At 66.9% G+C, this 12,811-nt stretch carries 11 protein-coding genes and 1 rRNA gene; 4 read left to right on the top strand and 8 right to left on the bottom strand.

Annotated features, from left to right (window positions below; all coding sequences use genetic code 11):
- Nucleotides 1-234: 234 nt before the first annotated feature.
- The 3 genes from AC1MED_RS05040 to AC1MED_RS05030 form a co-directional block, all read right to left on the bottom strand.
- Nucleotides 235-1,761: ribosomal RNA gene (locus tag AC1MED_RS05040) — 16S ribosomal RNA — on the bottom strand.
- 676 nt (nucleotides 1,762-2,437) lie between these two features.
- A complete protein-coding gene (locus AC1MED_RS05035) occupies nucleotides 2,438-2,818 on the bottom strand; it encodes a winged helix-turn-helix domain-containing protein (protein WP_479785784.1) in 381 nt (126 codons plus the stop codon).
- Nucleotides 2,815-4,032, bottom strand: a complete 1,218-nt coding sequence (locus AC1MED_RS05030) for a TerC family protein (RefSeq protein ID WP_479785783.1) — start codon at nucleotides 4,030-4,032, stop codon at nucleotides 2,815-2,817. The genes AC1MED_RS05035 and AC1MED_RS05030 overlap by 4 nt, the downstream gene beginning before the upstream one ends.
- A gap of 317 nt (nucleotides 4,033-4,349) precedes the next feature.
- Here AC1MED_RS05030 and AC1MED_RS05025 point away from each other — a divergent pair, with 317 nt between their 5' ends.
- Complete coding sequence (locus AC1MED_RS05025; RefSeq protein WP_479785782.1) at nucleotides 4,350-5,243, top strand: glucose 1-dehydrogenase; 894 nt, start codon at nucleotides 4,350-4,352, stop codon at nucleotides 5,241-5,243.
- Nucleotides 5,244-5,378: 135 nt separating this feature from the next.
- Here the strand turns inward: AC1MED_RS05025 and AC1MED_RS05020 are convergent, their stop codons facing one another.
- Complete coding sequence (locus tag AC1MED_RS05020) at nucleotides 5,379-6,998, bottom strand: alkaline phosphatase D family protein (RefSeq protein ID WP_479785780.1); 1,620 nt, start codon at nucleotides 6,996-6,998, stop codon at nucleotides 5,379-5,381.
- 88 nt (nucleotides 6,999-7,086) lie between these two features.
- Nucleotides 7,087-7,281: a hypothetical protein gene (locus AC1MED_RS05015; RefSeq protein ID WP_479785779.1), complete on the bottom strand. Its 195-nt coding sequence runs from the start codon at nucleotides 7,279-7,281 to the stop codon at nucleotides 7,087-7,089.
- Nucleotides 7,282-7,379: 98 nt separating this feature from the next.
- Between AC1MED_RS05015 and AC1MED_RS05010 the strand changes: the two genes are divergently transcribed.
- The gene (locus tag AC1MED_RS05010; RefSeq protein WP_479785777.1) at nucleotides 7,380-9,224 is read left to right on the top strand and encodes an AfsR/SARP family transcriptional regulator; all 1,845 of its coding nucleotides are present in this window, start codon (nucleotides 7,380-7,382) and stop codon (nucleotides 9,222-9,224) included.
- A 133-nt stretch (nucleotides 9,225-9,357) separates the two neighbouring features.
- On the opposite strand, the gene AC1MED_RS05005 is transcribed toward AC1MED_RS05010, so the two are convergent.
- Together AC1MED_RS05005 and AC1MED_RS05000 are read right to left on the bottom strand one after the other, a co-directional pair.
- Entirely contained in the window at nucleotides 9,358-9,561 is a 204-nt protein-coding gene (locus AC1MED_RS05005) for a cold-shock protein (protein WP_011690916.1), read from the bottom strand.
- Between the two features lie 225 nt (nucleotides 9,562-9,786).
- A complete protein-coding gene (locus tag AC1MED_RS05000; RefSeq protein WP_479785775.1) occupies nucleotides 9,787-11,073 on the bottom strand; it encodes an acyltransferase family protein in 1,287 nt (428 codons plus the stop codon).
- Nucleotides 11,074-11,251: 178 nt separating this feature from the next.
- On the opposite strand from AC1MED_RS05000, the gene AC1MED_RS04995 reads away from it, so the two are divergent.
- The gene (locus AC1MED_RS04995; RefSeq protein ID WP_479785774.1) at nucleotides 11,252-11,554 is read left to right on the top strand and encodes a YciI-like protein; all 303 of its coding nucleotides are present in this window, start codon (nucleotides 11,252-11,254) and stop codon (nucleotides 11,552-11,554) included.
- A gap of 134 nt (nucleotides 11,555-11,688) precedes the next feature.
- Here AC1MED_RS04995 and AC1MED_RS04990 read toward each other — a convergent pair whose 3' ends face one another.
- On the bottom strand, nucleotides 11,689-12,189 hold the full coding sequence (locus tag AC1MED_RS04990) for an SRPBCC family protein (RefSeq protein ID WP_479785773.1): 501 nt from the start codon (nucleotides 12,187-12,189) through the stop codon (nucleotides 11,689-11,691).
- Nucleotides 12,190-12,330: 141 nt separating this feature from the next.
- Here AC1MED_RS04990 and AC1MED_RS04985 point away from each other — a divergent pair, with 141 nt between their 5' ends.
- Nucleotides 12,331-12,708: a TfoX/Sxy family protein gene (locus AC1MED_RS04985; RefSeq protein ID WP_346960389.1), complete on the top strand. Its 378-nt coding sequence runs from the start codon at nucleotides 12,331-12,333 to the stop codon at nucleotides 12,706-12,708.
- Nucleotides 12,709-12,811 lie beyond the last annotated feature (103 nt).

The raw sequence follows: 12,811 nt of genomic DNA, 5'->3' as shown, positions 1-12,811 counted from the left end.
CAGTGTGCCAAACACTAAACCGCACCAACCCCGCCCCCGCCGTTCCAGGACACCCTGCTCCACAAGAGAGCAGCACATCCGTACTGGGCAAGGACAAAACCATGCGGCCGCTATTTGCTGATATTCCACCCGTGAGCACCCGCCGCAGAACAATCGTCTGCGCAACGGGCGTACTCCTGACAACACCACCACACAGGCATAACGCCCGGCAGGGTTGTTGTAGGTGCTCCTTAGAAAGGAGGTGATCCAGCCGCACCTTCCGGTACGGCTACCTTGTTACGACTTAGTCCCAATCGCCAGTCCCACCTTCGACAGCTCCCTCCCACAAGGGGTTAGGCCACCGGCTTCGGGTGTTACCAACTTTCGTGACTTGACGGGCGGTGTGTACAAGGCCCGGGAACGTATTCACCGCAGCGTTGCTGATCTGCGATTACTAGCGACTCCGACTTCATGGGGTCGAGTTGCAGACCCCAATCCGAACTGAGACCGGCTTTTTGGGATTAGCTCCACCTCACAGTATCGCAACCCTTTGTACCGGCCATTGTAGCATGCGTGAAGCCCAAGACATAAGGGGCATGATGATTTGACGTCGTCCCCACCTTCCTCCGAGTTGACCCCGGCAGTCTCCCATGAGTCCCCGCCATTACGCGCTGGCAACATGGAACGAGGGTTGCGCTCGTTGCGGGACTTAACCCAACATCTCACGACACGAGCTGACGACAACCATGCACCACCTGTGAACCGGCCCCAAAGGGGAAGGACTGTTTCCAGCCCGGTCCGGTCCATGTCAAGCCTTGGTAAGGTTCTTCGCGTTGCATCGAATTAATCCGCATGCTCCGCCGCTTGTGCGGGCCCCCGTCAATTCCTTTGAGTTTTAGCCTTGCGGCCGTACTCCCCAGGCGGGGCACTTAATGCGTTAGCTACGGCGCGGAAAACGTGGAATGTCCCCCACACCTAGTGCCCAACGTTTACGGCATGGACTACCAGGGTATCTAATCCTGTTCGCTCCCCATGCTTTCGCTCCTCAGCGTCAGTTAATGCCCAGAGACCTGCCTTCGCCATCGGTGTTCCTCCTGATATCTGCGCATTTCACCGCTACACCAGGAATTCCAGTCTCCCCTACATCACTCTAGTCTGCCCGTACCCACCGCAGATCCGGAGTTGAGCCCCGGACTTTCACGGCAGACGCGACAAACCGCCTACGAGCTCTTTACGCCCAATAATTCCGGATAACGCTTGCGCCCTACGTATTACCGCGGCTGCTGGCACGTAGTTAGCCGGCGCTTCTTCTGCAGGTACCGTCACTTTCGCTTCTTCCCTACTGAAAGAGGTTTACAACCCGAAGGCCGTCATCCCTCACGCGGCGTCGCTGCATCAGGCTTGCGCCCATTGTGCAATATTCCCCACTGCTGCCTCCCGTAGGAGTCTGGGCCGTGTCTCAGTCCCAGTGTGGCCGGTCACCCTCTCAGGCCGGCTACCCGTCGTCGCCTTGGTGAGCCATTACCTCACCAACAAGCTGATAGGCCGCGAGTCCATCCAAAACCACAATAAAGCTTTCCACCCCCCACCATGCGATGAGGAGTCATATCCGGTATTAGACCCAGTTTCCCAGGCTTATCCCAGAGTTAAGGGCAGGTTACTCACGTGTTACTCACCCGTTCGCCACTAATCCCCGGTGCAAGCACCGGATCATCGTTCGACTTGCATGTGTTAAGCACGCCGCCAGCGTTCATCCTGAGCCAGGATCAAACTCTCCGTTGAAGAAAAACAGACACAACCAACACCCCCGGGAAAACGGGACATGAAAGCTGCACAAAATTTGAAACCAGCTGTAAAAACCAGACCACACCACGGGGTGGCGGATCCAGTCAATTCAACCAATTCAATACAATAAATTGGTATCAACAAACTTGGCACACTATTGAGTTCTCAAACAACAGACACACCCGGCACCACCCAAACCCAACGGTCCAGGATCGCTCCGGAGCAACTTTTCAAACTTACCCGAGTCCGTGACACTTTGCAAACCAGCGTTTCCGCGATTTCCAATCCCACGAACAGGGCCCCCACCCGTCATCAGCGCGCAAATATCCGCGCCATTTTCCAGGCTGTTTATCAGGGGGTCGGTCTCTATCTTTCCGCTTCAGCGGCGGCGACTCGAACTACTTTACACACGAACCGGACCCGGAACAAATCGACCGCCGAGGGTGCCACTTCGCGTCATAATCCCCGGAAACACGCGGAATTCTGCCACGGCAGCGGCGTAAGGAGGCCCGGCCGGCTGGCACCGGGCCTCTGTGGAGTGGGTCACAGTGCGCACAGTCGACAGACGTGCCGGCCGGGACGAAGCGTGCGCCCCGGCCGGATCGAAGACGCGGGCCGGCGGATCCGGCCGCGCGTCTGTCCACCCCTCTGCCTACCTGCGCGTCTGCGTGCCTCAGGCTTCCGGACCCTCCGGGGCCGGTGGGACCACCTGTGCTGGCCCCGCCGCGGCGGAGGGTGAAAGCAACCGGATCAGTCCGTCGATTTCCCAGGCGGCCACGGCAGGGTGGCGGAAGTGCTGGTGGGGTTCGATGGCGTAGCGCGTCCGCCGCCCGTCCCGCCTCCGGTGCAGATAGCCGGCGTCCTCAAGGTCCTTGAGGATCTGCAGGGTCGAGCGTGTGGTGATGCCAACCCTGGCGGCGACGTCGGCGACGCGGGCTTCCGGGTCCGCCGCCACGGCCAGCAGGACGTGCCCGTGGTTCGTGAGGAAGGTCCAGGCCGGGCGCGCGGGGCTGGGCTGCGGCGGGGGCAGCGGGGGTTGTGTACCGTCGTTCACCTGCGCTCACTCTCTGCGGGCGCCTGCGGTTCGACATCGGACTCCCCTGCCCCGGACCGCCCTGCGCCGGGCGACCCGGCGTTGCGCGGGTCACCGTCACGGGCCCCGACGTCGGAGGTCCCGGCGTCGCGCTCCCCGACGCCGGGCTCCCCCGTATCCCGGCCACGCGCCGTCGTCGCCGTCGTCGCCGTTGCCGTCGCACCCGAACGGCCCCGCCGCCACAGTGGTTCCAGCTCCGCCATTTCCGCGGCCGTGGCCGTTCCGAACGGGGCGTGCGCCGGGCCGGCGGGAGCCTTGCGCTCCTGGCCGCGGGTGGCCCACAGGCTCGCGCCGATGGACACGCCGAGGATCGTCGCAATGACGCCCAAGGACAACGGGGTAGGGATGTAGTAGATGTCGATCTTGAGCAGCATCTTGACGCCGACCCAGACCAGGACGAGCGCCAGCCCGATCTTGAGGTAGATGAACCGGTGGATCAGGTCGGCGAGCAGGAAGTACATGGCGCGGAGGCCGAGGATCGCAAAGGCGTTGGCAGTGAAGACCAGAAAGACCTCGTCGGTGACGGCGAAGATCGCGGGGATCGAATCGACGGCGAAGATGATGTCCGTGACCTCGACCAGGGCAAGCACGGCCAGCAACGGGGTAGCCAGCAGCAGGCCGTTCTTGCGGACCAGGAATTTCTGCCCGTGGAACTTGTCGGTCATGGGCACGTACCGGCGGAAGAGCTTCAGCGCCCGGGATTTCTCCGGTTCGGGGTGGTCGTTGCGCTGGCGGATCATCCGGTAACCGGTGAAGAGCAGGAACGCCGCGAAGAGGTAGAGCACCCACCCGGCGCTGGCGATGATGGCGGACCCCGCGGCGATGAAGACGCCGCGGAAGACCAGGGCGCCCAGGACGCCGAGGAACAGCACCCGGTGCTGGTACTCGCGGGGTACCGCGAAATAGGTGAAGATGATCGCCCAGATGAAGACGTTGTCCACGGCCAGGGATTTTTCGATCAGGTAGCCGGCGAAGTACTGCTGGCCGAACTCGGCCCCGTACAGCTGCCACACCAGTACGCCGAAGCCGACGCCGAACGCGACCCAGACGGCGGACCAAAGAGCCGCTTCACGGACGCCGATTACATGCGCTTTGCGGTGGGCGAACAGGTCCACCGCCAGCATCAGGACGATCACGCCAAGGACGGCCAACCAGGCCCAAAAAGGAACATTCATCGAAGAGCACCCGCTTCCAGTCAGTGAACACCAACTGGAGGTCTCTCCCGGCCCCGAGGGCCTGCCCGCCGGGCCGCTCAGGGGCGGCCGTACTGACGACGGAACATTTGGGGGATACTCCCCTCCACTCAATAAGTGAAGCACACTTCACCTATCCCGACAATGGGGCACCGGCCGCGCCTCCTCGTTGCATCCACGCCCCCGACCTGACTAGGGTAATTACTAAGCATGCTTAGCGTGTTGTGGGATCCACCCGCCGTCGATGCCCGGACCTTTCATCCAAGGCCTGGCGGAACGCACCTAACCGGAGGAGAACTATGACTGACCAGTACACGTTCAGGAACCCCGTTACGGCCTACGAGCAGATCGAGCCGCCCGAGCAGAGCCAGCCGGAACCCGGCCTGGACGCCAAGCTGACGCCCAAAGCGGACCTGGGCGAGGACAGCTACCGCGGCACCGGCCGGCTGGAGGGCCGCAAGGCACTCGTCACCGGCGCAGACTCCGGCATCGGCGCCGCGACGGCGATCGCTTTCGCCCGCGAGGGCGCCGACGTCGTGATGTCTTACCTGCCGGAGGAGGAAGAGGACGCCAGCCGGATCGCCGAGCTGATCGAGAAGGCCGGCCGCAAGGCGGTCAAGGTCCCGGGCGACCTGAAGGACTCCTCGGTGTGCCGCGACCTGGTGGAGACCGCCGTGCGGGAACTCGGCGGCCTGGACATCCTGGTCAACAACGCCGGCAAGCAGGTGGCGCAGAAGGAACTCGGCGACATCACCGACGTCGAGTTCGACCACACCTACAAAACCAACGTCTACGCCATGTTCTGGCTCACCAAGGAAGCCCTGCCGCACCTGCCGGCCGGCTCCAGCATCATCAACACCACCTCCATCCAGGCGTACAGCCCCTCGGAAACCCTCGTGGATTACGCGTCCACCAAGGCTGCGATCAACAACTTCACCAAGGGCCTGGCCCAGCAGCTGGCGCCCAAGGGCATCCGGGTCAACGCGGTGGCGCCCGGCCCCATCTGGACCCCGCTGCAAGCCAGCGGCGGCCAGCCCACCGAGGACCTGCCGGAGTTTGGCAAGGAAACCCCGCTGGGCCGTGCCGGTCAGCCGGCCGAACTGGCCCCGGCGTACGTGTTCCTCGCCTCGGCCGAGTCCAGCTACGTCATCGGCGAGACCCTCAACGTCAACGGCGGCATGCCGACGCCGTAAGCGCCTTACCGCGAACGCCAGTGGGCCCCTCCCGGACTTTCCGGGAGGGGCCCACTGGCGTTCTGGGAGCTATCCCCGGCGGAGAGCCCGACGGCGGAGCAACCGCCGGGCTGCCCCGCCCCCGCCGCTCCCCCGCTACCGCTGCGGCTGCAGGTCCTTGCTCCACAGCACTGCGCCGTTCGCGTTGCGCAGGCTGACGGTGAAGACGTCGTCGGCGCCCAGGTCCACGTGGCCGAAGTACTGGCTCTCGCCGCTGCGCGGGGATTCGTTGGCGTAGGCGCCGGCCTTGAAGAACGCCACCTCCGGGCCGAACGTCCCGTCCAGGGCGTTCGGTCCGAAGCTGCCGGCGTTGATGGGCCCGGCGACGAATTCCCAGAACGGGTCGAAGTCGGTGAAGGCCGCGCGCTCGGGCGAGTAGTGGTGCGCGGCGCAGTAGTGCACGTCGGCCGTGAGCCAGACCACGTTCTTAACCCGGTTGCGCTTGAACGCGGAGAGCACCCCGGCGAGCTCGAGCTCCTTGCCCAAGGGGGCGCCGGCGTCGCGGTTGGAGAGCGACTCCTGGTTGACCGGGCCGTCGGGCACCACCAGCCCCAGCGGGAGGTCTGCGGCGATGACCTTCCAGGTGGCCTTGGACTTGCTGACCTCGCGGATCAGCCAGTCGGCCTGCTCCTGGCCCAGGATGTGCGTCAGCTGCGCTTCCTTGCCGTCCGTGTTGGCGTCCTTGTAGGTGCGCATGTCCAGGCAGAAGATGTCCAGCTGCGGGCCGCGGCTGATCTTGCGGTAGATACGGGCCGGTTCGAAGCCGGTGCCGCCGGCGCTGACGCCGGCGATGGGCTGATACTCCTGCCAGGCCTGCCGGCCGCGGGCGGCGAGCACGTCCACGCGGCGTTCGGTGTAGCGGCTGTCGGTGAGGATCTGGCCCGGGTACCAGTTGTTGTGCGTCTCGTGGTCGTCCCACTGCGCGATCACCGGGACTTCGGCGTAGAGGGCGCGGATGTTCTTGTCCATCATGTTGTAGCGGTGCCGGCCGCGGTACTCGTTGAGCGTCTCCGCCACCTTGGACACCTCCTCGGTGACGAGGTTGCGCCAGATCTGGCCGTCCGGCTCGGTCACCTGCGCGCTGATCGGCCCGTCGGCGTAGATCGTGTCGCCGGAGTGGATGAAGAAGTCCGGCGAAGTGGCGTGCATGGCCGCGTAGCCGCGCATGCCGCCGATCTCCTCGTTGATGCCCCAGCCCTGGCCGGCCGTGTCGCCACTCCAGACGAAGCTCTGGCCCCGGGCGGCGCGGCCGCTGCGCAGCAGCCCGGTCTCCGGCGCGGTGCTGAACGAGCCCTCCGCGGTCTCGCCGGCGTTCCCGTCGGCGTCCTCGAAGTGCACGCTCACCGCGAAGCGGGTCCCGGCGGGCAGGTGTTCGGCGTTGATCCTGGCGGTGAAGTCGGTCGCCTCGGACGCGGCGCTCCCGCGCAGCACGCGCCGGAAGGCGCGGCCGCCGCGGAGCGGGGACCCGTCGTCGTCGACGGCCAGCAGGTTCGCCACCAGCCGGCCCGGGCCCGACGCGCGGGACCACAGCACGCCGGAGCCGGTGGTCACATCGCCGGTGGCGATGCCGGAGGGCAGGGTCAGGTGGTTGCGGACCAGCGCGACGCCGGCGGGCCGGGCGGCGCTGGCCGCTCCGGCCGTTGCGGGGACGACGACGGCGGCACCGGCAGCGGCCAGGGCACCTTTGAGGACATTGCGGCGGGTGAAATCAGTCATGGTGCCATCCTTGACCGCCCGCGTAAACCGGTGGTGGCGGGGGTGTGAACAGCACCGGGCCAGCGGATGCCCGGGGGCCGCCGGTGGGCTAGCGGAACCAGAGCGCGGGCGGGAAGGCCCGGTTCGCCGACGCGTAGGGTTCGCTGGGCAGGTTGCCGGCTTGCCACGGCTTGTCGGACCGGACCTCCGGGGTGTGGCCGTGGCCGTCCCGCAGGATCGCGACGAACGTGCCGGGGATCGCGACCAGCGCGGAACCGGCGAGCAGGACTGCAAGGACTTCCATGGTGATGCACCTCGGTGGTGGGTGGTGAGTGATGACTTCAGTGTCGTCAGGGACCGTGTGAGCAGGCGTGTGAGGGCGTTCCGGCGGTAAAATTCGGTATGGCCGACACCTGGATTCGGCTCCTCGGCCCGCCCCGGATCGAACCTCCTGACACCGAACCCCCTGACACAGCACCCACGGACACCAAGCCCGCGGACGCGGCTCCCCCGCAGCCCCGCGGCCGCAAGGCCTGGGCGGTGCTGGCCTACCTCGCCCTGAACCCGGCCGGCGCCGGCCGCGCCCGGACCGCAGCCCTGCTCTTTCCCGACGCCGCGGATCCCTTGGGCGCGCTGCGCTGGAACCTCTCCGAGTTGCGCCGGGTGCTCGGCGGGGCGGCAATCGCGGGCGATCCCCTGCGGCTGGACCTTGGGCCGGGCTGGCGCTGCGACGTGCTGGAGCTTGGCTCTGCCGCGGCCCGGGACGTGGACCCGCGCCGGTTCGAGGGCCAGCTGCTGGAGGGCCTCAACTTTTCCGACAGCCCGGTGTTTGAGTCCTGGCTCGCGGACCAGCGGTACCGGCTGGAGAACGCGGTGCAGTCGCTGCTCTACGACGCCGCGCTGGCCTCGCTGGCGGCCGGCGCCCCGGTGGACGCGGCCGGACTCGCGTCCCGGGCGCTGCAGCGGGATCCGTTCAATGCCGACTGCACGGCCGTGCTGGTCAAGGCGCTGGTGGCGCTCGGTGAACAGCGCCGCGCCCGCGAGCAGGTCACCAAGTTCGGGGAGCTGTACCGCGCCGAGCTGGGATTGCCGCTGCCCGCGGGGGTCAGTCGGGCGCTCTCGGAACCGGGGACCGCCGCGGATTCCAGCACCCCGGCGAATGCGGCCACCGTGCGGTCCTACCTGGACGCCGGTGCCGCCTCACTCTCGGCCGGCGCAGTGGACCGCGGGCTCGCGCAGCTGCGCCTCGCCGTCGAGCTCGCCCAGCGGGCCGGTGAACGGCACCTGCTGGCCGAGTCGCTGGTGACGCTGGCGGGGGCGGTGATCCACCAGGCGGGCGGCCGCGGCGCCGAGGTCGCCGACTTCCTGCACCGCGCACTCTCCGCGGAAGCGCCCGACGGCGGCTCCCGCACCGCCGCTGCCGCCTACCGTGAGCTGGGCTACCTGGCCGTGCAGCGCGGCGTGCCGGACCGGGCCGCCGGCTGGCTGGAACGCGCGATGCGGGCAGCGAGGGGGTTCCCGGACGAGCAGTCGAGGATCCTGGCGATCCAAGGAATGCTCGCCTCGGACACCGCCCGGTATGCAGATGCGGTGGCCGCGCTGACCGAGTCGGTGCGGCTTGCCGAGGAAGCGGGAAACCTCCGGCAGCAGGCATTCGGTGAGGCATTGCTGGGCCGCGTGCATCTGATCCGCGGCGAGCTTGGCCTGGCCGGAGCGTGTTTGGACCGCGCCTTGGCTGGGGTGGCTGCGGAGCACTGGACGGCGTTTGAACCGTTCGTGGCTGGGCTTCGCGGCGAGACGTATTTGGCCGCAGGAAAACTTGAGGAGGCGGCGGCGCTGATCGACCGGTCCTGGGTGATGGCCGAGCTGGCCGGCGATCACTGCTACATGGCCCTCGCCGCAGGGGCCGAGGCACGGCTGTTCCTGGCGCACGGCGACCTTGCCGCCGCCGAACACTGGGTGGGCCGGGGCCTGGCGCCGAAACCGTGGTACCTCTGGTACTCGGCCCGGCTGCTGGACGTCGCGGCGGAGGTGGCGCTGGCCGCCGGGTCCCCGCGTGCGTCCGAGTTCGCGGACCGGCTGGGCGCGCTGGCCGGCCGGGCCGGGATGCGCGAGTTCGCGGTGCGGGCCCAGTCGCACCGGGCGGCACTAGGCGACGCGGACGCGGCGGAGTCCGCGCAGTGGCTGGCGAAGGAGATCGACAACCCGGTACTGGCCGGCTGGGTGGCGCGGCGTCAGGCCGGGTGAGGCGTCCGGCGTCGCGCGGTTGTCCGGCCCCCGGGCGGCGCCGGCGTGACGGCACATCCGGGTTAAACAAAAGCAGGGCCCGTCCGAAGACGGGCCCTGCTAGAAACCTAACGGTTCCGGGTATCTAAGGAAATTAGATAGCCTGGATGTTGGTGGCCTGAGGACCCTTGGGGCCCTGCTCGGTTTCGAAGGAGACCTTCTGGTTCTCTTCGAGGGAGCGGAAGCCGGAGGAGTTGATCGCGGAGTAGTGCGCGAAAACGTCCTGCGAGGAGTCATCGGGGGAAATGAAGCCGAAGCCCTTTTCAGCGTTAAACCATTTGACGGTACCAGTAGCCATTATTTTTGTCCTTCGTGAAGGTGGAGGAACTGTCCCGACTTTCGGGTCCTCCTGTTTGGGGTGCTCAAAACCGCTGCTTCAGAAGAACACGGACTTTCGACCGTGCGTACTGCCTGAACTACGAACTGCATAAACACAACAACAGGATCAACACTACAGGAGTTTTCCGGGCCGGGTGACCACACGTCACATTCGGGCTCCGACAGCACTCCCCCCGGCGGTCCGTTAGGAGACCGATTGCCGGGAGCGGGCGGATGTAACGTTCGACGACGTCGGCGCTGCTTGCGGGCGCATGGAGCCGCCCGGCCGGGCGCTGGCTGCGTTGCCGGGCGCCGACGACGTCGTCCCCGCCGCGGTCTCGACGCCGGGTTCCGCCGGGCTTTCGGCGCGGTCACTGCGACCAAGGCGGCGCTCCACGGCACGCCCGGCGGCAACCGAAAGCCGCTGGGCGGGCTGCTCCACGAAGCGGTAGAACAGTTCGGCCGCTGCGAATGAGGCAACCGCGGAGACGGCGAGCGCCAGCGGAAGCGACACGGACCGCAGCAGGGTGACACCGGCAAGGATGATCGGCAGGTGCACCAAGTAAAGACTGAAGGAAATCCGGCCTAGCCACTGGGCCACAGCGGTGTCGCCGATCTTCTTCGCCGGGCGACACAGCAGGAACACCAGGACAAGCAGCGTCGCGCCAACGGTCACGAGCGCCTCGACGCCGGTGACCGGTTTGGCCGGGCTGATCCATTCCGCATTGGCCAGCAACAGACCGGCGGCGGTCACCGGGAGCCAGACGACGCGGGGCCATGACCGGGCCAGCTCACGGATACGATCACGCTCGGCGCCGAGAATCGCGCCGATGGCAAAGATCGGCAGATAGATAAGCCAGTCAATGTGCTGCACCGCGCCCACCGCGGCCAGCGCCAGGGTAATGCCGAGCTTAAGGTGCCAGAAGCGCCGCCAGCGCAGGGCAACGAAGACGTACACCGGCAGCAGCAGGGAGAACAGGACTTCCCACCTGAGGGTCCACAGCGGGGTGTTGATGGTGCTCGCGCCCAGGAGGAGCAGGCTGTCCTTGGCCACCCGCGCCAGGCTCGGATCCACCACGTACATGTCCGCCCACGAGCTTTGCAGCGGCGACACCGTGCGGGGAACCATCACAATCAAGGCGACCGCCACGGCCAGCGCCGCCCAGGCCGGCAGGTAGAGGCGGAGCAGCCGCTTGGCGTAGTACGTAGCCCAGCGGGTCGCCGCTCCCGCCCGGGTGAACGGCAGGATCAGCACAAAGCCGGAGAGCACAAAAAAGACGTGGACCGCGGGGGTTCCGTTCCAGAGCAGATGCAGCGGGGAGAACACCGCCCACATCTCGCCCGTGTTCAGTGGCGCGGAGCGGTCGTCGAAGACCACTTCCCCGATTCCGGGCACGACGGAGAGCAGATGGCACGCGACCACCACCAAGGCGGCGATCCCGCGGAGGCCGTCCAATTGGGTGACTCGTGTTTGACCAGACTGATTCGCCATCAGCCCCATGTTACCAGTTCGTTACATTCGGACGGCGGCTGGACGGCGGCTGGACGGCGGCTGGACGGCGGGGAGCGTGCCTGCGCTTCCCGACCAGATGGGGCCATGTAAGGGCCAGGTGCCGGGGGTAGCCTACAGAGACAACCAGCGACATCCGAGATGAAATGGACGGTCACCCATGCACGCCGTGCTCGAATACTCTTACGCGGACGACTACCTCCAAACCCGGGAGAAATACCGCCCGGGTCACCTCAAGGCGGCGTGGGAAGCCGTGGAACGGGGAGACCTTTGGCTCGGCGGAGCCGTGGGCGACGGGCCCTTCACCGGGTTGCTGGTCTTCACCGGCGGGAACGCCCTCGAGGCGGCCAGGGCTTTCGCCGCCGTCGATCCCTATGTCACCGGCGGCGTCGTAACGTCGTGGACGGCCCGCCCCTGGACAACGGTGGTGGGACACGAGGCGAGCACACCCGTGCGCCCGTAGCTCGGCGGCACCGGCTTCCCGCCGTCGTCCGTTCCGACCTCGCGGGAACGGCAGCCGCATCCGCACGCGTCTACTCCGGGGCGGACGCGGGGCGGACGGGGAACGACGGCGGGCGGCCGACGGCGGTTACTCGCCTAGGAGCGCACGGCCTCTTTTGCGTCTACGGACTCGGCGATCCGCTTGATCGCGGCGAGGGTCCTGGGGATGCCGTCCAGGGCCTGCTGGGTCCGATCGGTGATTTGGGCGGCCGCCCCATCCCCGAATTTCTCGCCGAACATGGCTATCCCCTCGGGCAGGAATTCCCACGATTCGCTCAGGACGGTTCCGGAGTCGGTCGGAGTGATGGTGAAGCCCCACCGGACGAACTTGCCGCCCACCACCCAGGCGAATTCGCGGCCGCGCTCGGCAGCCACCACCTGCGACCGGGTCTCCCACGTCCGCTGCGGGAGCTCGTTGCGGCCGGTGAACCAGGCACCGACGCGGCCGGCGCTGTCCTGGTCGTCCCACCAGCATGACGTACACACCGGGCTCCACTCGCCCGTGCGGGTGATGTCCGAGACGAGGTCGTAGAGCGTCTCGGCTGATGCGTTGACCGTCACCGATTCCTGATACTGGCGGATGCTGCTCTGAGTCATGGAGTCCATCCTTACAGACGCTTCCCTCTTCCGGGCGGCGGACGGTTCCCGAGCGTCCCCACGGCGGCCTGTACCGCGCGCGGCGGCGGGCCTATCCTGCAGGAAAGTCAGTTCGTGGCCCGCAGCGTCCCGGAGGTACCGATGGAAATGCCCAAAGCGTCCGACGCCGACAAGGAGCACTTCCGCTCGGTGATTCCGGACCACCCCGGGGTGGTCATCAAGCCGATGTTCGGGAACCTCGGGGCGTTCGTGAACGGCAACATGTTCGCCGGCCTGTTTGGCCCTACCATCGGCGTGAAGCTCTCCGCGGCGGACAAAGAGACGCTCGAAAGTACCGAGCGGACGGTACCGTTCGGTCCGGCCGAGCGTCCCATGGGCGGCTATACCGGCTTGCCGGAGATCTGGAACGGCGAGGGCGACGGCGATGCGGCGCGCGCCAAGGCGTGGGTGGAAAAGGCTTACGAGCACGTGGCCGCGCTGCCGCCGAAAGAACCCAAGGCCCGCGGCAAGAAGGGCTGAGGCCGCCGCGGGCCTCAACACCGCGGCAGCCCAGCCGGGGCACCCCAACCGGGCCCGACAAAAACATGCGGCGAGCAATCCACAGCCCAATGCCCTCCGAATT

The organism is Arthrobacter sp. BI5 (genome assembly GCF_056680065.1).
This window is presented reverse-complemented; position numbering and strand designations above follow the sequence as displayed.

Bases quoted from the DNA above. Each gene is read 5' to 3' on its own strand.
- AC1MED_RS05025 (WP_479785782.1), top strand. From the start codon at position 4,350: ATGACTGACCAGTACACGTTCAGGAACCCCGTTACGGCCTACGAGCAG.
- AC1MED_RS05005 (WP_011690916.1), bottom strand. From the start codon at position 9,561: ATGGCTACTGGTACCGTCAAATGGTTTAACGCTGAAAAGGGCTTCGGC.
- AC1MED_RS04985 (WP_346960389.1), top strand. From the start codon at position 12,331: ATGGAAATGCCCAAAGCGTCCGACGCCGACAAGGAGCACTTCCGCTCG.
- AC1MED_RS04995 (WP_479785774.1), top strand. From the start codon at position 11,252: ATGCACGCCGTGCTCGAATACTCTTACGCGGACGACTACCTCCAAACC.
- AC1MED_RS05000 (WP_479785775.1), bottom strand. From the start codon at position 11,073: ATGGCGAATCAGTCTGGTCAAACACGAGTCACCCAATTGGACGGCCTC.
- AC1MED_RS05015 (WP_479785779.1), bottom strand. From the start codon at position 7,281: ATGGAAGTCCTTGCAGTCCTGCTCGCCGGTTCCGCGCTGGTCGCGATC.
- AC1MED_RS05020 (WP_479785780.1), bottom strand. From the start codon at position 6,998: ATGACTGATTTCACCCGCCGCAATGTCCTCAAAGGTGCCCTGGCCGCT.
- AC1MED_RS05030 (WP_479785783.1), bottom strand. From the start codon at position 4,032: ATGAATGTTCCTTTTTGGGCCTGGTTGGCCGTCCTTGGCGTGATCGTC.
- AC1MED_RS05010 (WP_479785777.1), top strand. From the start codon at position 7,380: ATGGCCGACACCTGGATTCGGCTCCTCGGCCCGCCCCGGATCGAACCT.
- AC1MED_RS04990 (WP_479785773.1), bottom strand. From the start codon at position 12,189: ATGACTCAGAGCAGCATCCGCCAGTATCAGGAATCGGTGACGGTCAAC.